Source organism: Oceanobacillus luteolus (assembly GCF_023715655.1).
GTDB lineage: Bacteria > Bacillota > Bacilli > Bacillales > Amphibacillaceae > Oceanobacillus > Oceanobacillus luteolus.
In genome coordinates this window covers 66,183-86,383 of the sequence record NZ_JAMBON010000014.1, presented here as the reverse complement: position 1 = coordinate 86,383, position 20,201 = coordinate 66,183, and the positions used below count along the sequence as shown (strand labels likewise).

The following is a 20,201-nucleotide window of genomic DNA, read 5'->3' as shown; positions in this document are numbered from 1 at the left end:
TAATATTTATTTGGGTCATCTTTTCCTACCTCCATGTGTTGTTTTCTTGGTCGAAAATATTTTAACATGGGTCTGGAAGATGACCTATTTTTTTATACCTTTTTACACAATTATAAGGACGTTATCTTGAAACATGCAAGAGGATGCCTCTATTGTAAGAAATGACCTCTCGAAATAGTTCAAGCGTGCAAGAGACTCTTTCTATTGTAAGAATGGACTCGAAGAATCAGCTCTAATGTGCAAGAGAGCTCTCCTATTGTCGGGAATTACTCCTTGAAAATATTTAAACGTGCAAGGAGCAGCCATATTTCCGGAAAAACTTTTCCGGCCAATAAGTGATTAATCAGCTTTTAGATTAACCATATTATTAAAGGATATTGGAGGACGAAATAATCATTTTAACGAATATTCGACAAAAATTTGCGCTAATTGACAGATTATATGGTATACTATTGAATCAAAAGAATAGTTTTTAGATTTGAAACAAATAACTATTCGACAAATAATCAGAAGATAAAACATAAACAGGGGACTTGGAGAGGATATCATGTTAAAGGTCTTACAACTTGCGAGCGCTTTCATAGGGGTTATCGTGGGAGCAGGCTTCGCATCAGGTCAAGAAATCTTACAGTATTTCACAAGTTTTGGATTACTAGGAACAGTTGGGGCAGTAGTTTCAACAGCTTTATTCGCTTACCTCGGTATGGTTTTAATGCAGGTAGGAAGCAGAATGAAAACAGTTTCTCACCGGGATGCAATCTACGAAATTAGTGGAAAAAGGATTGGAACCGTTATCGACTATATTATTATCTTCACCTTATTCGGGGTTGGGGTCGTGATGATTGCTGGTGCGGGATCTAACTTAAGTCAGCAATTCGGTTTTCCTTATTTTGTAGGGACGACAGTACTGACATTGCTCATACTATTATCCGGTTTAGTGAATGTTGGCCGCTTTGTCGCTATTATCGGTAGTATTACTCCGTTCCTGGCACTAATTTTTATTATGCTTGCGATTTACAGCATATTTACGCAGGATAGTACTTATGCCAGCTTAAATACAACCGCTCTTGCGCAACCGACGACATTACCTAACTGGTTTGTATCATCTGTTAACTATGTTTCCTTCAATCTTGCGGTTGGTGCATCCATGGCACTTGTAATGGGTGGAGCAGAGCGTAATGAGAAAATTGCTAAATGGGGCGGATTTGCAGGAGGACTCGGAATCGGGATCCTCATTATGTTGAGTCATTTGGCGATCTTTTCTAAAATTGAATCTGTTGAAGGATATGACATGCCGATGCTTCAACTTGCGAATGAACTTTCTCCGGTATTAGGATTCATCATGTCGATTGTATTATTCGGGATGATCTTCAGCACTGGAGCGAGTATGTTCTTCTCTTTTTCTGCAAGATTCTTTGAAGTCGGAACATCAAAATTCAAAAGTTTCCTTCTCATTACATTAGTGGTTGGATACGCCTTGAGCTATATTGGATTTACTGACTTAGTAGGTAAATTCTATCCATTAATCGGATATCTTGGATTGTTCCTCATTGGAGCGTTAATTGTAGCGTTCGTTCGCATCAAAAGAGGTACAATTTAAATACACATATTATAAGGGGCATTCAGCAAAATCTGAATGCCCCTTACTTTATCTATAAACTCTCGGAACCCTTTTTCCAATTAGACATACAACTTCATAGTGAATCGTATCTAAGCGTTCTGCCACTTCATCCAAAGATATGTACCCTTTTGACTCATCACCAAAAATAGTGACAACATCCGATTCATTGACTTGTCCAAGATGGGTAACGTCTATCATCGTTTGATCCATGCATACTCTTCCGACAATCGGTGCTCTATCTCCTTTAATCGTCATCTCTCCTTTATTAGAAAGCTGTCGGGATAGTCCATCTGCATAGCCTACTGGTAAAGTCGCAACAATAGAATCCTTTTCCGGAAAATAAGTACAACCATAGCTGACTGGCTGACCTGTTTTAACTTCTTTGATTAAAGTCGGCTTTGTCTGGAATGTCATTGCTTGTGTTAAGGAGATGACTTTTTTCATATGTTCTCCAGGATAAAGACCATAAAGACTTATGCCGACCCGGCACATATTCAAATGCATCTCGGGGTAGCTGATGGTCGCCGCACTATTACAGCAATGTTTAATCGGAATCTGATATCCATTTTCTTCTAAGTAGCTCGTTATTTCCAAAAAGCGTTTAAATTGCTGCCTTGTGTACGTCTCATCTGTATTATCCGCGTCCGCAAAATGCGTATAGATCCCTTCCACTTCAACTCTTTCATCAGTCAGAGATTTGACTAGATCAAGCACTTTTTCCTTCGTTTGTATCCCGATCCTTGTCATACCTGTATCAACTTTAATATGAACCTTAGCTGTTTTGTCGCTTTCGTGACAAGCTTTCGCGATTGCTTGCAACACATCCTCACCATAGACCGTCAGCGTAATGTGATTTTCAATCGCCAGCTTCACCGCTTCCGGCTTTGTATAACCAAGAACGAGAATGGGTGCTTCGATTCCAGCTTCCCGGAGTTCAAGCGCTTCATCGAGCAGTGCTACTCCTAAACCTTCGGCGCCTGCTTCTAGAGCAACTTTCCCTACCTCGACTGCGCCATGTCCATATCCATCCGCTTTTACAACTGCTAGGAGTTTACTTTTCTTATTGATATGCTTTCTGAACGCTTCCACATTTCCTTTAATAGCATCTAAGGAAATCTCGACCCAAGTATCTCTATAGCTCGTCTGCTTCATCTCCTAATCCCCTTTTTTGACTACTCTTTTCTCTCATTTTACACCAGGCCATTCTTCTTTTGAAGCAAATAAAAATAAGGCAAACCTTCGTCAGGCCTACCTTATTGTTTATATTCCTTGAAGGTTTGTACAAACTGTTCTGGAGAACTTTTTACCATATAGGAGAAAACACCTTTATTCGTATGTACATACAGTAGTCCGCCTTTTGGACCTATCAATCGGTAAGACATATCGTTTATGGTATGGAAGTCAAACTCACGATGCCTAGTTACCAGTCGATCCTCATATAAATACATCGTCCGCTCCTCTTCTGTATTAGTCTGAGTGATGGAATCGACCGTACGTACAATTTTCACATATGGTTGTTTAGCCAATAATTGAGACATATGATTTTATCCTTCTGCGAGGTGCAGTTGATTTAGTCTCCATTGCATCCATTGGCGTTCCCTTGTTTTCCTTGGAAGGAATTGGCGGATATCATCTTCGTGATAACCTACTTGAAGTCGTTTTTCATCAACCATAATAGGACTCCGTAAAAGTCGAGGATGTTGATGAATTAGTTCGAGCAGTTCTTGAAGTGGAAGTGTTTCAATATCCAAATCCAAGTCTTTATAAATTTTTGACCTAGTGGAGATAATTTCATCTGTCCCATCCACCGTCATTCTTAAAATCCCTTGAAGTTCTGATACAGTCAACGGATTCTTTAAAATGTTCCGTTCCACATAAGAGATATTTTGCTTCGTAAACCATTGCTTTGCTTTCCTTGTCGATGAACATGCAGCTCCATAAATCGTCACTGTCATATATCATACCCCATTCCTTTAAGATTTTGCGTTTCAATCTTATGTTGTTTTAGCTAAGCCTTTTTTCAATAATTTCATTTCTACTTTAAACCGTTCGATCGCTTCATCATCAGATAATTCTTTCGTAAATTTCTCCACGAAATTCCGAAATGCAACCGCCGAGATAATGTGGATGAGGTGTGTCAATTCTTTATCTGATTCGATATTTAAAATATCTTTATTTATAAGCCGTGAAATTTCTTTAATTCCATCTCTTTTTACATTACTCTCTATTATTTCAATGAAAATGTTTTCAATCTGATGAGTTACATTGAGAAGCGCATTCCGGAAAAAGTTATACTCTTTGTCATCTGGCAACTCAATCAACAGTTCATAATAAAAGGCAGTAATTGCTTCAAAAAGATTACCCTCATGTTTTGCAAGCTGCTCGATAAATTGCTTATTCCTCCGATTTGCTTGTTCTTGAAGAATGTAATAATATGCGTCCTCTTTATCTTCAAAGTATTGATAGAAGCTCCCTCGTGATATCCCTGCTGTTTTAACGATATTTGCAATGGAAGCTTCAAATACTGGTACCCGGGAAAACTCTAATTCCATAGCCTTAATTAAGGAATGACGCTTTTTTTCTGGCAGATTAAAAAATGTTGCTTTAGGCATCCGCTAACCTCCATTTCCACCAGATAATGACACCGTGTCACAACTCGATAGTTTTATATTAAATGACACAGTGTCATTTGTCAACGCGCTTCAGCAAATTCCTAACTTTTTACTTATTTTTACCACAATTAATTTGTTTATTACTTAATATGTTTATCTTAGCAAACGCATCGCATTTATTTAGCAGGATGGCGCGTGTTCCAACTAGGGAAAATCAGATTAATAAAGCTAATTTGAGAGATATTAAAGTTAGTAAGGAAATTTAAGTAATTTATCATCCCGAACACATGAGGTACTATTCTTTTTTAGTAAGAGAAATTCTATTACCTTCCCATGGACGCGAGTTTATTCTCTGTTCGGGATCATACTACTCTTTTAACTTCCCGAAATCATAAGATGCAAACTTTTCCGGGAAAATAAAAGTTGTTTATTATCCTGGAGACATGGCGTTCTTAACACTTCGGGAAAGTAAACCCACTTTATCTTTGTGAAAATATATTTTTAGGATAGATGGTTGATTCCTGCAAAAATTAGGGAAAACATTTAATCTGTGGACGTGTTGAAGCCCCTATCCAGTAAGCTCAAATCAATGAAATAACCTAAAAAAATAATTATTTCTTTTTCAAAAGTTTGGTTGTATAATTATTTTCGACTTATACGACGTATGACAAAGGAGACAGAAATGGAAAATGCTTCTATCATTCAATTTGTGAATGTTACAAAAACATTCGCGGATGACACCATTGTTTTAGATAATGTAAGCTTTGAAATAGAACGCGGAAAATTTTATACGTTGCTAGGACCTTCAGGATGTGGGAAAACGACCATTTTACGTTTAATTGCAGGCTTTATCGAACCCACATCTGGGGAGGTTTATTTTGATGGAAAGAAAATCAACCATCTGCCAGCCAATAAACGACAGGTCAATACTGTTTTTCAAGATTATGCCCTATTCCCTCATTTGAATGTATTTGAAAATGTTGCTTTTGGCTTGCGGATTAAACGAGAGAAAAAATCAGTTATAGAGGCAAAAGTTAAAGAGGCACTGAGCTTTGTTAACTTATCTGGATATGAGAACAGGGAAATCAGCGAAATGTCAGGTGGTCAGCGACAGCGGGTGGCGATTGCACGTGCGATCGTGAATGAGCCAAAAGTGATTTTGCTGGACGAGCCGCTCTCTGCACTCGATCTTAAATTACGGACACAAATGCAGTATGAGCTCCGAGAATTACAGCGTCGTCTCGGTATTACTTTTATTTTTGTTACGCATGACCAAGAAGAAGCGTTGGCGATGTCTGATGAAATATTTGTCATCAATAAAGGAAAGATTCAACAAAGCGGGACACCAATTGATATTTACGATGAACCGATTAACCGATTCGTTGCTGACTTTATCGGAGAATCAAATATTGTTAAAGGTAAAATGATTGAGGATTATTTAGTGGAATTCGCAGGTAAGCGATTTACCTGTGTAGATGGAGGAATCACCCCGAATGAGCCGGTCGAGATTGTCATCCGTCCGGAAGATCTGGAGATAACGAAGAAAGGTGCGGGGAAACTTGAAGTAACCGTCCATTCAAAGCTGTTCCGTGGTGTCCATTATGAGATGACTTGCCGTGACGTTGAAGGTAATGATTGGCTCGTCCATACAACACGCAAAGTGGATGTCGGTGATATGATTGGACTCGACTTCGAGCCGGAAGCTATTCATGTCATGCGTTTTGATGAGTCGGAGGAAGACTTCGACCGACGTATGGAGCAGTATACGGAGGAAGAGGCAAATGGATAATAAATTCCTGCGCAACCTGTATATGGTACCTTATGCAGTGTGGATTATCGTTTTTGTCATTGCACCAATTTTACTCGTACTATATTATTCTTTTTTAGATATTCATGGGAATTTCTCGTTAGTGAATTATGAGCGATTTTTTACATCAGTCTATTTGAAACTGACGCTTAGTTCTTTTTGGTATGCGTTTCTCATAACCTTAATTTCCTTACTGGTTGCATACCCAACAGCATATTTACTAACCAAAACAAAACATAAACATTTGTGGTTACTGCTCATCATCGTCCCTTCATGGATTAACTTGTTATTAAAAGCTTATGCATTCATTGGTATTTTTGGGGCTTATGGGGCGGCAAATAATTTCCTTGAATTCATTGGAATTGGTTCGAGACAATTATTATTTACCGACTTTAGCTTTGTATTTGTAGCAGTTTATATCTTCATCCCGTTTATGATTCTGCCCATCTTTAATGCATTAAACAGTTTGAACCCGACATTGATCGATGCGGCAAATGATTTAGGCGCTTCCAGATGGACAACCTTTTCAAAAGTCATCTTTCCACTGACGTTAAACGGAGTGAAAACGGGTTGTCAGGTCGTCTTTATCCCTGCCCTCTCGTTATTCATGTTGACGAGACTAATTGCAGGAAACCGGGTAATCACCCTTGGTACAGCTATTGAGCAACATTTTCTCGTTACTCAGGACTGGGGGATGGGATCAACGATTGCAGTATTCTTGATATTGATCATGTTTCTCATTATCCGATTGACCGGATTTAGAAAGCGGGGTGCATAATATGCGTGAAAAGCCATCTGCAGCAGGAAAAACATTCTTAATCATCGTCTTTTCCATTCTGTATGCGCCAATTTTTTATTTGATTTTTTACTCATTCAACAGCGGTGGGACTATGAGCGGGTTTGAAGGATTTACCCTTGACTGGTATCGTGAATTACTTGGAGATACGAGGCTGCTCATCATCGTGTTGAATACGCTTGTGATTGCTTTGTTGTCTGCGCTGATTGCAACGATAATTGGAACGTTTGGGGCAATTGGGATCCATTCTTTAAAAAAGAATAAGGGCTCGATCCTCGGCTTGAATAATGTTTTGATTGTGAGTCCGGATGTCATCATCGGTGCTTCCTTCCTTATTTTATTTACAATCGCAGGGATGCGGCTCGGATTTTATTCCGTGCTTTTATCGCATATTGCTTTCAGCATACCAATCGTCGTGTTGCTGGTGTTGCCAAAGCTGGCGGAGATGAACCCTTCCTTGATTGATGCGGCCCGTGATTTAGGAGCCAGCAGTTGGGATGTATTTACAAAAGTTATCTTCCCTTATATTACACCAGGAATATTTGCTGGATTTTTCATGGCTCTCACGTATTCCTTGGATGATTTTGCCGTGACATTTTTTGTGACGGGTAATGGATTCTCCACCCTGTCCGTTGAAATCTATTCGATGGCAAGGCAAGGGATTTCATTAAATATCAACGCACTTTCTACGATTCTTTTCCTATTCACCATCCTATTAGTAGGCATCTATTACATGCTTACCCAGCGTAGTGGTCTGCGGATAGGAGGGAGCTTTAGACGATGAAAAAATTAATGACTGGGTTTATTGCAATAGCCCTTGTTTCTGCTCTCATGCTCGTAATCATCGATCGGCTGAATGCTGCCCAAGGCTATTCTGGTGCCGATACACTGACGGTATATAACTGGGGTGATTATATCGATATGGAGCTCATCGACCGTTTTGAGGAGGAAACAGGAATTACTGTCATATACGAGACGTTTGATTCCAATGAATCAATGATGACTAAAGTTCAGCAAGGTGGTACAACATACGACATCGCGGTTCCTTCAGAATATATGATTGAAAAAATGAAAGAGGAAGATTTGCTCGTTGAATTGGATCATGAAAAATTGCCGAACCTGAAATATATTGACGAGCGTTTTTTAGACTTGGCTTTTGATGAAGGGAATAAATACTCCGTGCCATACTTTTGGGGGACTGTCGGTATTTTGTACAATCCGGAAATGCTTCCTGGAAAAACCTTTACGAGCTGGGATGATTTATGGGATCCAGAATTGAAAAATGAAATTTTACTGATCGACGGTGCAAGAGAAGTAATGGGTATGGGCTTGAACTCCCTCGGCTATTCCCTCAATGATACCGATCCGGAACATTTGCAGGAAGCGTTGGAAAAGCTTCAAACGTTAACACCGAATGTGAAAGCAATTGTCGGTGATGAGAATAAACTTCTCATGGCGAACAATGAAGCAGCAGTTGCCCTTGCATGGTCCGGAGACGCCCGTGATATTATGTGGGAAAATGAAGCACTCGATTATGTCGTCCCTGAAGAAGGATCTAATCTATGGTTTGATAATATGGTCATTCCAAAAACCTCCGACAATATCGAAGGAGCCCATCAGTTCATCAATTTCATGCTTGATCCGGAAATTGCAGCAATAAATACAGAATATGTAAGTTACTCCACACCTAATCAAGCTGCTCTAGATTATTTGCCGGAAGAGATGGTAGAGGATGAACGATTCTATCCCTCCTCTGAACTGACAGAGCGTTTAGAGGTTTATGAAAACTTAGGCCAAGAAATGCTTGGACTGTATAATGAGCTGTTCCTAACGTTTAAAATGCATTAAGTATTGCCAAAAATTAGAGGAAAGCCCCGGACGAGATTCATTCGTCCGGGGCTTTTTCAAGACCGTTTCCATGCATGATACACGAGGAAAACAATGATGATAAGAAATAAAATCGGTGGCAGAAAACCAATCCAATTCATACTTTCCAGCATGTTTATCACTTCCTTTGCATCACAGTCACTTCCTGGCCAAGTGATATTCTTTGAGAATTTCAAGTTACTAACTATCATACAATATTCAGTAAACATTTAACAGTCAGTCACTTCGAAGAAAAAACGGTACCTTCCAATAGGAAAAGTACCGTTTCGTATTTAGAGCATCACTTTAACCATGTCATTCGTGAATGCAACCGGGTCTTCAATTGGAAGCCCTTCAATGAGCAATGCTTGGTTGAATAAGAGATTCGTATACAGCTTGAGCTGCTCCTCCCCTTGATCATGTGCACGTTGGAGGGCATTCATGATTTCGTGGTTTACGTTGATCTCCAGCACTTTATCAGCTTTAATTTGCTGGTCATCTGGCATGGAATTGATGATTTTTTCCATTTCGATGGAAATTTCTCCGTCAGCAGTAAGGACTACAGGATGTGACTTCAAGCGCTTCGATGCACGCACATCTGTCACCTTATCTCCGAGAACTTCTTTCATTTTCTTGAAGAGGTCCTCATGTTCTTTTGCCGCTTCCTTCTCTTCTTCTTTTTCCTTCTCATCTGGCTCAATACCTAAATCGCCACTAGAGACGTTTTTGAATTCTTTATCTTTATAACTCATCAACATGCGGATCGCAAATTCATCAATTTCGTCTGTGAAGTATAGAATTTCGTAGCCTTTATCTTTCACCAATTCCGTTTGTGGAAGTTTATCCGCCCGTTCTACCGTATCTCCTTGCGCATAATAGATATATTTCTGTTCCTCCGGCATGCGCTCTACATACTCATCCAGTGTGACCAATTTCTTTTCCTTCGATGAATAGAATAACAGGAGGTCTTGCAGAACCTCTTTATGCTGTCCAAAATCACTGTAGACTCCGTATTTCAACTGTTGACCAAAGGATTGATAGAAACGTTCATAAGCTTCACGATCATTAGTAAGAATTTGCTTTAATTGTTGTTTAATTCGTTTATTGATATTTTTCTCGATTATTTTCAACTGACGGTCATGCTGCAACATCTCTCTTGAGATATTCAAGGAAAGATCCTCGGAATCAACAAGACCTTTTACAAAACTGAAGTAATCCGGGAGCAGCTCTGGGCTTTTCTCCATGATCAGAACACCATTGGAGTATAATTCTAGACCTTTCTCATATTCTTTCGTGTAGTAATTATATGGTGCACTTTCCGGGATATAAAGAATAGCATCATAGCGAACGGCACCATCAACAGAAATATGAATATGTTTTAGTGGCTTATCAAAGCCATAATGTTTTTCACGATAAAAGTTTTCATAGTCTTCATCGGTCAGTTCACTCTTGTTTTTCTTCCAAATTGGAATCATCGTATTCAACGTTTCTTCTGTGATGACGTCTTCATACTCGTCCTCAGTTCCCTCTTTCAGCTTGCTTTCCGTAACATCCATTTTGATCGGATAGCGAATGAAATCAGAGTACTTTTTCACAATTTGTCTGATGCGATACTCTTCAAGAAACTCGTCATAGGACTCTTCCTCTTCATTTTCTTTAATGTAGAGGATGATTTCTGTTCCTACTTCTTCCTTTTCTGCCGGTTCAATCGTATATCCATCCGGACCAGTCGACTCCCATTTATAAGCTTCTTCACTGTCAATAGAACGACTGATGACCGTCACCTTTTCCGCAACCATAAATGCAGCATAGAATCCGACACCGAATTGACCAATAATGTCATGTCCATCTTTAATTTCATTTTCTTTCTTAAATTGATGGGAACCACTTTTCGCGATAATACCTAGGTTATTCTCCATCTCTTCCTTCGTCATCCCGATTCCGGTATCCGTTACTGTTAAGGTACGTGTGTCCTTATTCGGGGTGAGTTTAATATAGTAATCGTCTTTGTTGAAAGTTAAGTTGTCGTCTGTAAGGGCTCGGTAATACAGTTTATCGATGGCATCACTTGCATTCGAAATAAGCTCTCTCAGGAAAACTTCCCGCTGGGAGTAAATCGAGTTGATCACCATATCTAATAACTTCTTGGATTCTGCCTGAAATTCTCTTTTTTCCATGGTCTCTCTCCTCCGTTATGTACTTAAAAATAGAGAAACTATACTGTGCCTGCTTCCCTAATGACTTGAATAACATCATTTTAGCACTCATCGACCTCAAGTGCTAATCCAACTATTTTAATACCATATCCTTTTCCTTTAGTCAATTAACTTGCCAATGGATATGGGTAGCAATGGTGGACCTGAATTCCACTTACGGTATACTAAGGGTAATTACATAGGAGGGATAGTCATGCTTAGAGATTGGTTGAAGGAAGCAGATTATACGGTGGTGTTTACAGGAGCTGGCATGTCGACAGAAAGCGGTTTGCCTGATTTTCGTTCGGCCAATAGAGGGTTATGGAAACAAAAAGACCCATCACAGCTTGCCAGTACGGAGGCACTTAATCATAACGTGGAAGAATTTATTGCGTTTTACAGAGAACGAGTACTTGGTGTGAAGGAATACGGGCCTCATAAAGGGCATGAGATTCTTGCAAAGTGGGAGAAAGCAGGGCTGATTCAATCGGTTATAACACAAAATGTCGATGGATTTCATCAGCTAGCAGGAAGTGAACGTGTTGCCGAATTACATGGTACACTTCAAAAATTGCATTGTGAAACATGTGGACGTGAATACAATAGTGAGAAATATGTAGAAGATACATTTTATTGTGAGTGCGGTGGCGTGTTGCGCCCTTCCATCGTATTATTTGGTGAAAGTTTACCCGTAGATGCATTTGAGTTCGCACTTCAGGAAACAGAGAAAGCGGATCTTTTTATTGTCCTCGGCTCTTCCCTAACCGTTACCCCCGCAAATCAATTTCCGATACTTGCGAAAGAAAGTGGAGCAAGATTGGTAATCGTGAACCAAGATGATACCCCACTCGACCGACATGCGGATTTGGTGATTCAGGATAGAAAGATTGGAGAATTGTTGTTGGAGTTGGATGGGGAGATCTAGGGTTTGAAGTGAGGGTAGCGTTTTTGACGGAGGGGCGAGCGCTTTTCGCGGAGGAGCGAGCGCTTTTCGCGGAGGTGTGAGCGCTTTTAACGGAGCGGCGAGCGCTTTTAACGGCTGGCATGGGCTTTCAGCAAAAGCTAGCATGGCAGCGCAAAAGAAAAAGGCGCATGAATTATATTCATGCGCCTTCTTTATATTATGCCATCCACTTTGGTGGTGTATTTTTATCCCAATAGATCTCGCCGATTGTGTGATGCTCTTTGAAGTCGTCTTTACCTAGGTGATAGTGAAAGTTGAAGTAGTAACCTTCCAGGGGCCGGTTGTCGCGGCGGACGTGGAATCTTACGACATCTTCATCCGTTCTAAGATCTGTAACATGAAAAATCCGCTCTCCGTAGCCTTTTGAAGGTTTTTCGGTGATGCCGTAGTAGCGAACTGCATCTTCTCCTGCTTCCGAAGCCAATTGTTCCAAGACTGCTTCCATCTTAGGTAAAATAACCTCAGAAAACTCATCCTCTACCTGTTCAGCAATTCTTGGACCAAATTTCAAGAGACTTTGGACTTTCGCCTGTTCTTGCAACTCACTTAAATAATCAGGCTCTAAATCTTCGACCAACACGGTTTCATAGGTTTCCAGTGTCTGTTCGGTCGGACTCAATTCAGCTTGGTCTACATCAGCTTTTGAGGAGAGACTATTTTTATTATCTTCCGCTTCAATTTCTAGTAATGTCGTTGGAGTGTACATGCCCAACGTCATAATGGCTACAAGTACAACGAATACTTTTCTCATCCACAACTTCACGGCAATCACTTCCCAATCGTTTCATTACTACAATTTTAACATTTTCTAGGTGAATGTCTATCGGGAAAAAGAATTATTAAATTAAGATTCTATTACAAGGGATGAGAAAGTATACTGGACTTGCCTCCTATTTTAATGAACGGAAAACAAAGAAAAAGTATAGAGAGCCTACAAGATAGATTCCTGCCGTAATGCTGAATACATGGGCATAACCCCAATAGGAACCATACTTAAGAACAATTCCTGTAGAGACAGGTCCCATAAACGCCCACCCCAGATTGAATACCATTTGGTTGACTGAGTTCGCAAGCCCCTTCATGGAGTCATTTACTTTTGACATCATCAAGGAAGACTGGATGGGGTTACCAGCATTCATCAATGCCTGTCGAAATAGAAAACCAATAGCCGCAATCCATAGACTCGTCGAGAAAGCGGTAAGCAGTAAAAACGGCAGGGATAACAACTGTAATGTCACCACTGCCCTCACCTCACCCAGGCGCTGTACAACGAGCGGACCAATAAACATCGCCAAAGCGGTTGCAGCCTGCCCTAAAGCAATAATAACTCCAATCATTGAAGTCGATGCCTGAAAGCGGTCGGCAAAATAGAGATTGAGATACGGAATGACGAGTCCGCTCCCTGTTCCGATAATGAGTTGAGCCACCGCAAAAAGAGCAACAACCTTTAATCCGGTTTTATTCTTACTCATGAATCTTCGAATGCTCGGATTTTCCTGTTCATTTCTTTTCTCTCTCGGCTTCTCCTTCATTTTCATAATTGGAATAATAGAAACAAAGTAAAACAAACTACCAAAAAGCAATGTATAACGAATACTGAATAAATCAGTCATGAATAAAGAAAAGAAGTCCGTCATTACACCACCAAGCAGGTTACCGATCACATTGGCCGCCATCATGACCGCCGAGTGTAGACTGAATAAATGGATCCGCTGCTTCGTCCCAGAATTTTCTGCAAGCCAAGGTATAATCGATACTTGGAAAAAGGCGAGCGCAATCCCGGTTGCAAAACCGGTTCCAAGCAGAAATGATTCCAACTCTACCAAACTACGTGAAGCCAAGATAACGCCACCGATTACTACACCAGCAGCCATTACCTTCTTCCGACCGAGCCGATCACTCATAATTCCAGCCGGTACTAAGATAATGGCTGTAGCTAAGGAAGTTAAAGCAATTATTTCCCCGTTTACCTGTTGAGGTAAGCCAAGTGCTCGAATATAGAAATTATATACGACCATGAACGCCCCAAGGCCGATTTGTGTAAATATATTTGCCAAGATCGCCAATTTAATATTGCGGTTATAGGTCCGGAATTGCCCAACCCACTCTTGTAGAAAAGTCAATTTTTTTCGCCGCCCTTAGTTATTTAGTAAAATTGCATGGAATTCACCCACACAAAATTACTTCGTGTCCCTAAATAGTTTAGAGCTTTTTAAATGAATTGTAAATGGTTAACAGCCCACTCCTCCCTCGTGTCCGGCTTTTTAGGCATATACACATTTTCATAAGTAAAAACATAGGATAAAATGATCTTCTTCATTCATTAGAACGAATTGCGAGCTGTGTATCCTGTCTTCATCATTTGAGCCGGAATATGACAGCCATTCATATACGATAAATAGTTAGAAAAGAGGAGGAAAGTGTTTTGATTATCCATGTTGTCAAGGCTGGGGATCAATTATATGACCTTGCTCAGCGGTATCAGGTTGACCTCAATCAATTAATAGCAGTAAACGAATTACCTGATCCAAATCGGCTTGTCATTGGTTTGGCGCTACTTATTCCAATCAAAGGAACTTGGCATACCGTACTAGCGGGAGAAAGCATGTGGAGCATTGCCGGTAATTATCGAATACCTTTAAACTCTATTTTGAATGCCAATCCAAATATAGACCCCACAGCTCTTATGCCTGGTATGAAAATCTATGTACCATTGCAAAGTCATGAAGTACAACAAGGAGAGACTCTTGCTACTATTGCAAGTCTCTACGGCGTATCCATTTATTCACTGGCACAAGAAAATGCGCTGACGATAACCGATCCTATTTTCAGCGGACAAACATTATATATCCCTCGGGAAAAACCAATTATTGAGGTCAATGCCTATTCCTATCAACCAGATGCAGAAGGGGCCCAGTCTATACGGGAGGTTGGAGAACTATTAACGATTGCAAGCCCTTTTGCGTATTTGGTCCAGTCAGATGGAAGCATGGAACCGTTTGAGGATGTTTTAATGATTGCGGCAAGTTATGAAGAGAACATCGTACCGATGATGTCGATATTAAATTTCACCCCAGAGGATGAAGGATCTAGCGTGACACATACGATTCTTTCTAGTGAAGAATTAATGAATACTTTGCTTGATAATATTTTAGCGGTGATGAAGGAAAAGGGATATCAGGGATTGAATATCGATTTTGAATACGTGTTGCCCGAGGACCGGGAACGTTATAACACCTTCATTCAGCTTGCCGTCGATCGGTTGCATCCTGAAGGTTATTTCGTATCCACGGCGCTCGCCCCAAAAACAAGCGCTGATCAAACCGGATTATTGTATGAGGCACATGATTATGAAGCACATGGGCGACTTGCGGATTTCGTTGTCTTAATGACATATGAATGGGGATATATATACGGACCTCCCCAAGCGATTTCACCGATTAATCAAATGCGAAGAGTCGTGGAATATGCGTTAACGGAAATCCCTGCCGAAAAGATATTCCTCGGTTTTGAAATTTATGCAAGAGACTGGAAGCTGCCCCATGCAGAAGGTCAAGTTGCAGAAAACTTCAGTTCCCAGGAAGCGATTGAACGGGCGACGAGATATAATGCAGAGATTCAATATGACGAGGTCGCAGCATCCCCCTTTTTCCGGTATGTGGATGAGGAAGGGGTGGAGCACGAGGTTTGGTTTGAAGATGCAAGAAGTGCACAAGCCAAATTTGATTTAGCAAAAGAATATGGACTTGGCGGGATCAGTTATTGGGTGCTTGGTTATCCGTTCCCACAAAACTGGGAGCTGTTAAGGGAGAACTTTTTGGTTAGGAAAAGATTATAAAACGAAGAACGTGGCAAGCACACCCCAATAAAATAGCAAGATACTTAGATGGCGAATTTGAAAGAGAATTCGTCTTTTTGTATTGGTTGGATTATAACATTAGCACAAATTATCAAGTTTCCATAATTATTTTTAGATATACTTAAGACAAAAGATTAGGAGGTGTCCGGTTTGTCCTATCAAGAGCATGAAAAAACCATTCAACAAATATTGATTTTTATTGAAAAACATCTGACAGATAAATTACAGCTCCATTCTTTAGCAGAACAAGCCGGTTATTCGAAGTTTCATTTCCAACGTATTTTCCGGAGGATCACCGGTAAATCAGTCAAAGACTATATAAGGACACGCCGGATGTCTCAGGCAGCAAGTGATTTAATTTCTACAGATAAAAGAATAATAGATATTGCGTTGGATTACCGATTCGGTTCACAGGAAGCCTTCACAAGAGCCTTTAAGAAGGAGTACGACGTGACACCGGGACGTTATCGAAAATTACTCAGGAAACTAAATGATAAAGGAGAAATGAACATGGTTGAAGCGAACAATACTCCTGCCGGTTGGATTATGACAGGAGACACACCATCTGATTATGAGACAGGTTTGGATAATAGAATAGTCCATAGTGGTAATTACTCGGCATTTTTAAGATCAAAAGATGAAAGAGCTCGAGGTTTCGCGACATTGATGCAGCAAATCAAGGCAGATCGCTACCGAGGTGAGAGACTTCGCTTTTCCGCATTTGTTAAAAGTAAGGAGGTAAAAGGCTCAGCCGGATTATGGATGCGTATCGATCACTCTTCCGGGGAAGTACTTGCTTTCGACAATATGATGAATCGCCCAATCACAGGAACGAATGAATGGAATCATTTCAGCATTGTGTTGGATGTTCCAGTAAAAAGCGAAGTGATTTCGTTTGGGATATTATTGAACGGACAAGGTCAAGTTTGGATGGACGAACTTACATTTGAAATAGTAGACGAAAGTGTTCCGGTGACAGAGAATAATTCCAATGAGGAATTATCTAGCGAACCTGTTAATTTAAATTTCGAAGATTAACTACAAGATGCCTGATATGAAGGAGAATTTAATATGAAGAGATTCCTTTCAATCTTATTGCTGATTGCTAATGCAGTAACCTTTATGATAGGATTTGAATTTTTATTCGGTGAAGATAGAGATGAACACGAAATTTAAAAAGCAGAGGATGGGTAACCTCTGCTTTTTATGTGGTGTACTTCTCGATTCAGTTATTATAGTTCTCCGTACGGTTAATAAATTCCTCGGCAGCACTGTATCCTTGTTGCTTTAATACCCAACTGTTTGCAGCCGCTTCTATTAAGCCGGCAACATCACGGCCTGGCTGAAGCTGAATTTTAATATGCGGGATTTCTACTCCCATATAGTTCGTATACTCCGTTTTCATTTCGAGATCGTTATGGAGTTCATTTTCTCCCCACTTCGTCAATTCAATATCCAGTGCGATTCTTGTTTCATCTTGAAAAGCTTTATTTCCATAAACCTTTACGATATTCAATAAACCGACACTGCGGAGCGCGAGAAATTCTTTGTTCATCTCATTATGTGTCCCAAGAATCGTTTGGTGGCTTAGTTTTCTAAGCACAACAATATCATCTGCTACGAGGCGATGTCCCCTGCCAATAAGTGTATAGGCAGTTTCACTTTTTCCAATTCCTGATTCACCGCGAAGCAGAATTCCAATCCCGAACACATTGAGGCAGACTCCAGGCACGGCAATTTCCTCAGCAAGCGCTTTAGCCAAATAAGCATCCAGTTTGGCGATAAATTCGTAAGTAGAATCATTCGTCCGAAGCAATGGAATGTTCTCTTGTTCACAATACTGCACCAAATAAGTGAGTTCTTCCTGACCACGCGTCACAATAAAGCATGGCGGATGGTAATTGACAATATTACCTATTCGAAGCTTTCTTTCCTCTTCACTTAGTTGTTTTAAATAAGTGATTTCCGCCAGACCAAGTACTTGTACCCGCTCCATCGGGAAAAAATCAAAGTGACCAATAAACTCAAGCCCTGGTCGATGCGCTTTATTCTTTGAAACTTTACTGCCTAAATTATTTTCCCCTGCTAAAATCTCCAATGACAATACCTGAGCAATTTTCCCTACACTAACCGTTTTCAATTTGTCCACCCAATTCTATTTTTCTATTGTTTTCCGTTTCACAGATAATTGTATTTATTATACAATATTATGCCATAGATAGTAAGGGTAGAATAGAATTTTGTTCATACCAGAAAAAGCCAGGTCCAATATAGGAACCTGGCTTTCGTATTATTTTGTAAAATCGATTTTTCTACTAACATAGTACATGATGAATCCGCCAATAGTCATAGCTACGAGTTCACCCATGGCAATACCAAGGTAAGTCAGCCAGAATGGATAGCCCCCAACAATAACGAGTTGGATTGCAATAGTAAACATGGATATAACAACAATAATTGCAGTTACCACAAATTTCGCTTTAAGATTCTTCATTCTGTTCGTCACTGTCCTGACGACGATCAGTGTGAGAAGCGTTGCTAATCCTCCAACTGGTACATCAATGAACTTCATTGGCGACCATAAGAAGTTTGAAATGACCACACCTAAGAATACTGCAACGATATAACGTTTATGAAATATAGCTAGATAATTGAACATCTCGGATAGACGGAGCTGGAATGCTCCGAAGCTGATAGCAGAAAAGATGAAGGTTACAGCTACATACAATGCAGTAACAAGTCCAATTTTCGTCAGACTCTGAACTGAGGTGAGGGATTCTTCCTCGCGGTACACAGTAGTTTGATTCACTTTTATCATCTCCTTTGTAAAATAGCGATGTGCTATTTTAGTAATAATTATGGCCAAAGGACAGAAGTGCCATAATACGAGCAGAAAAAAGCTCGCTTTGCCAGTATAACAGATAGCATCTCGATTGCATAGTGGGTTCCTAAATTGGGAAAATACAAAAAAGCCCCAAGCATCTTTTGCTTGGAGCCTTTCTTCCTACAGAGGATAACGTATTGTGAGAATCCTTGTGGTTTTCCTTTATTCGAACGTAAGTAAGAGCTTCTCATGCGCTACGAGGTTTTAATAATCCTCTTCTAGTCGAACGCGAGAGGTTCTTGCGTGCTACGAGTCTTATGAATTCACTTCTAATCAAACGCAAGACTCTCTCACGTGCTATGAAGTCTTATGAATTCACTTCTAATCAAACGCAAGACTCTCTCACGTGCTATGAAGTCTTATGAATTCAATTCTAATCGAACGCAAGACCTCCTCACGTGCTATGAAGTCTTATGAATTCACTTCTAATCGAACGCAAGACCTCCTCACGTGCTACGTGTCTTATGAATTCAATTCTAATCGAACGCAAGACCTCCTCACGTGCTATGAAGTCTTATGAATTCAATTCTAATCGAACGCAAGACCTCCTCACGTGCTATGAAGTCTTATGAATTCACTTCTAATCGAACGCAAGACCTCCTCACGTGCTACGTGTCTTATGTATTCAATTCTAATCAAACGCAAGACGTTCTCACGTGCTACGAAATCTGAATCATCCCTTCTAATCGAACGCGAGGAGTATTCATGTAATCCCCGCAATACGTTCCATAGAATAAATCAGTAGAATATTTAAAAATGCTAATACTTATCGCATCTCCTCTTACTTAATTGTCCAGCCGCCATCAATCGGGAGAACGGCACCGTGGATATAATCCGCAGCACTACTGGCAAGGAAGAGAGTTGTATTCGCCACTTCTTCTGGTTCGGCCCAGCGTCCAGCAGGGGTTTCCTCTTCCACCCACTTTGCCATTTCCCCACCATTAGCGAAATCACTCGCATTCATTGGAGTACGAATTGCACCTGGTGCTATTGCATTGGCCCGAATTCCTTTTTTACTAAAATCATAAGCGAGCTGTTTTGTATACCCAATAATGGCATGTTTGGAAGCTGTGTATGCTGCTCCGCCACCACCAGCGACCAACCCTGCAATCGATGCTGTATTTACAATCACTCCCTGCTTCCATTTCAGCATATGGGGAAGTATGTAATTCGTCACATAATAGATTCCTTTAACGTTCGTATTGAAAATCTCATCCCATAATTCCTCAGTCGTTTCAAGTGTTGTTTTATAATCATCGAGAATACCTGCCGTATTTACGAGAATATCGATGCGCACATACTCTTGAAGCGCTTGATGAACACTTTCAGCCACTTCCTCGACATCAGCCACATTGGTACAGCGATAGGCGAACTGATCGGGATAAGCCTGTTTCAATTCTTGTAAGCCGACCTCATTCCGATCTATCGCAAACACACATGCCCCTTGCTTAAGAAAAGCCTCTGCCTGCGCATAGCCAATCCCTGATGAAGCACCTGTAATAAAAACCGTCTTTCCTTCGTACTCTGAGAAATTCAACCATCATCATCCTTTTATATATTTTTGTGGAACAGCCACGTCAATCTCCAACTTGATAAC

General features: G+C 40.4%; 18 protein-coding genes. 8 read left to right on the top strand and 10 right to left on the bottom strand.

Going from position 1 to position 20,201, the window contains the following annotated elements:
* Positions 1 to 547: 547 nt before the first annotated feature.
* Complete coding sequence (locus M3210_RS10500) at positions 548 to 1,600, top strand: YkvI family membrane protein (RefSeq protein WP_251514137.1); 1,053 nt, start codon at positions 548 to 550, stop codon at positions 1,598 to 1,600.
* A gap of 48 nt (positions 1,601 to 1,648) precedes the next feature.
* Here the strand turns inward: M3210_RS10500 and alr are convergent, their stop codons facing one another.
* From alr to M3210_RS10480, 4 genes are all read right to left on the bottom strand, one after another.
* Positions 1,649 to 2,773, bottom strand: a complete 1,125-nt coding sequence (gene alr, locus M3210_RS10495) for an alanine racemase (RefSeq protein ID WP_251514134.1) — start codon at positions 2,771 to 2,773, stop codon at positions 1,649 to 1,651.
* Between the two features lie 101 nt (positions 2,774 to 2,874).
* The gene (locus M3210_RS10490; protein WP_251514132.1) at positions 2,875 to 3,159 is read right to left on the bottom strand and encodes a hypothetical protein; all 285 of its coding nucleotides are present in this window, start codon (positions 3,157 to 3,159) and stop codon (positions 2,875 to 2,877) included.
* A 6-nt stretch (positions 3,160 to 3,165) separates the two neighbouring features.
* Positions 3,166 to 3,576 (bottom strand): Spx/MgsR family RNA polymerase-binding regulatory protein, encoded by a 411-nt coding sequence (locus M3210_RS10485; protein WP_251514129.1) that lies wholly within the window; start codon positions 3,574 to 3,576, stop codon positions 3,166 to 3,168.
* A 39-nt stretch (positions 3,577 to 3,615) separates the two neighbouring features.
* A complete protein-coding gene (locus M3210_RS10480) occupies positions 3,616 to 4,233 on the bottom strand; it encodes a TetR/AcrR family transcriptional regulator (RefSeq protein ID WP_251514126.1) in 618 nt (205 codons plus the stop codon).
* A gap of 682 nt (positions 4,234 to 4,915) precedes the next feature.
* On the opposite strand from M3210_RS10480, the gene M3210_RS10475 reads away from it, so the two are divergent.
* The 4 genes from M3210_RS10475 to M3210_RS10460 are packed head-to-tail and all read left to right on the top strand — an operon-like array spanning position 4,916 to position 8,684.
* Positions 4,916 to 6,022, top strand: coding sequence for an ABC transporter ATP-binding protein (locus M3210_RS10475; RefSeq protein ID WP_251514124.1), 1,107 nt, complete (start codon positions 4,916 to 4,918; stop codon positions 6,020 to 6,022).
* Entirely contained in the window at positions 6,015 to 6,818 is an 804-nt protein-coding gene (locus M3210_RS10470; protein WP_251514122.1) for an ABC transporter permease, read from the top strand. The genes M3210_RS10475 and M3210_RS10470 overlap by 8 nt, the downstream gene beginning before the upstream one ends.
* 1 nt (position 6,819) lies before the next feature.
* Positions 6,820 to 7,620 carry an ABC transporter permease gene (locus M3210_RS10465; protein ID WP_251514119.1) on the top strand — a complete coding sequence of 267 codons (801 nt, stop codon included), beginning with the start codon at positions 6,820 to 6,822 and terminating at the stop codon, positions 7,618 to 7,620.
* On the top strand, positions 7,617 to 8,684 hold the full coding sequence (locus tag M3210_RS10460) for an ABC transporter substrate-binding protein (protein WP_251514117.1): 1,068 nt from the start codon (positions 7,617 to 7,619) through the stop codon (positions 8,682 to 8,684). Before M3210_RS10465 ends, M3210_RS10460 begins: the two co-directional genes overlap by 4 nt.
* A 311-nt stretch (positions 8,685 to 8,995) precedes the next feature.
* On the opposite strand, the gene htpG is transcribed toward M3210_RS10460, so the two are convergent.
* Complete coding sequence (htpG, locus tag M3210_RS10455) at positions 8,996 to 10,879, bottom strand: molecular chaperone HtpG (RefSeq protein ID WP_251514115.1); 1,884 nt, start codon at positions 10,877 to 10,879, stop codon at positions 8,996 to 8,998.
* 232 nt (positions 10,880 to 11,111) lie between these two features.
* Between htpG and M3210_RS10450 the strand changes: the two genes are divergently transcribed.
* Positions 11,112 to 11,822 (top strand): NAD-dependent protein deacylase, encoded by a 711-nt coding sequence (locus M3210_RS10450; RefSeq protein ID WP_251514113.1) that lies wholly within the window; start codon positions 11,112 to 11,114, stop codon positions 11,820 to 11,822.
* 196 nt (positions 11,823 to 12,018) lie between these two features.
* Here the strand turns inward: M3210_RS10450 and M3210_RS10445 are convergent, their stop codons facing one another.
* Together M3210_RS10445 and M3210_RS10440 are read right to left on the bottom strand one after the other, a co-directional pair.
* Entirely contained in the window at positions 12,019 to 12,624 is a 606-nt protein-coding gene (locus M3210_RS10445; RefSeq protein ID WP_251514111.1) for a YpjP family protein, read from the bottom strand.
* 127 nt (positions 12,625 to 12,751) lie between these two features.
* Positions 12,752 to 13,984, bottom strand: a complete 1,233-nt coding sequence (locus M3210_RS10440; RefSeq protein WP_251514109.1) for an MFS transporter — start codon at positions 13,982 to 13,984, stop codon at positions 12,752 to 12,754.
* A gap of 302 nt (positions 13,985 to 14,286) precedes the next feature.
* On the opposite strand from M3210_RS10440, the gene M3210_RS10435 reads away from it, so the two are divergent.
* Both M3210_RS10435 and M3210_RS10430 read left to right on the top strand, forming a co-directional pair.
* Positions 14,287 to 15,699, top strand: coding sequence for a LysM peptidoglycan-binding domain-containing protein (locus tag M3210_RS10435; protein ID WP_251514106.1), 1,413 nt, complete (start codon positions 14,287 to 14,289; stop codon positions 15,697 to 15,699).
* Positions 15,700 to 15,870: 171 nt separating this feature from the next.
* Positions 15,871 to 16,758, top strand: a complete 888-nt coding sequence (locus M3210_RS10430) for a helix-turn-helix domain-containing protein (protein WP_251514104.1) — start codon at positions 15,871 to 15,873, stop codon at positions 16,756 to 16,758.
* Positions 16,759 to 16,945: 187 nt separating this feature from the next.
* On the opposite strand, the gene hprK is transcribed toward M3210_RS10430, so the two are convergent.
* The 3 genes from hprK to M3210_RS10415 form a co-directional block, all read right to left on the bottom strand.
* Complete coding sequence (gene hprK, locus M3210_RS10425; protein WP_251514094.1) at positions 16,946 to 17,860, bottom strand: HPr(Ser) kinase/phosphatase; 915 nt, start codon at positions 17,858 to 17,860, stop codon at positions 16,946 to 16,948.
* A gap of 150 nt (positions 17,861 to 18,010) precedes the next feature.
* Positions 18,011 to 18,529, bottom strand: a complete 519-nt coding sequence (locus M3210_RS10420; protein WP_349774343.1) for a QueT transporter family protein — start codon at positions 18,527 to 18,529, stop codon at positions 18,011 to 18,013.
* An 856-nt stretch (positions 18,530 to 19,385) separates the two neighbouring features.
* Positions 19,386 to 20,141, bottom strand: coding sequence for a 3-oxoacyl-ACP reductase (locus tag M3210_RS10415; protein WP_251514091.1), 756 nt, complete (start codon positions 20,139 to 20,141; stop codon positions 19,386 to 19,388).
* Positions 20,142 to 20,201 lie beyond the last annotated feature (60 nt).

Bases quoted from the DNA above. Each gene is read 5' to 3' on its own strand.
- alr (WP_251514134.1), bottom strand. From the start codon at position 2,773: ATGAAGCAGACGAGCTATAGAGATACTTGGGTCGAGATTTCCTTAGAT.
- M3210_RS10490 (WP_251514132.1), bottom strand. From the start codon at position 3,159: ATGTCTCAATTATTGGCTAAACAACCATATGTGAAAATTGTACGTACG.
- M3210_RS10465 (WP_251514119.1), top strand. From the start codon at position 6,820: ATGCGTGAAAAGCCATCTGCAGCAGGAAAAACATTCTTAATCATCGTC.
- M3210_RS10460 (WP_251514117.1), top strand. From the start codon at position 7,617: ATGAAAAAATTAATGACTGGGTTTATTGCAATAGCCCTTGTTTCTGCT.
- M3210_RS10450 (WP_251514113.1), top strand. From the start codon at position 11,112: ATGCTTAGAGATTGGTTGAAGGAAGCAGATTATACGGTGGTGTTTACA.
- M3210_RS10470 (WP_251514122.1), top strand. From the start codon at position 6,015: ATGGATAATAAATTCCTGCGCAACCTGTATATGGTACCTTATGCAGTG.
- M3210_RS10485 (WP_251514129.1), bottom strand. From the start codon at position 3,576: ATGACAGTGACGATTTATGGAGCTGCATGTTCATCGACAAGGAAAGCA.
- htpG (WP_251514115.1), bottom strand. From the start codon at position 10,879: ATGGAAAAAAGAGAATTTCAGGCAGAATCCAAGAAGTTATTAGATATG.
- M3210_RS10475 (WP_251514124.1), top strand. From the start codon at position 4,916: ATGGAAAATGCTTCTATCATTCAATTTGTGAATGTTACAAAAACATTC.
- M3210_RS10500 (WP_251514137.1), top strand. From the start codon at position 548: ATGTTAAAGGTCTTACAACTTGCGAGCGCTTTCATAGGGGTTATCGTG.
- M3210_RS10480 (WP_251514126.1), bottom strand. From the start codon at position 4,233: ATGCCTAAAGCAACATTTTTTAATCTGCCAGAAAAAAAGCGTCATTCC.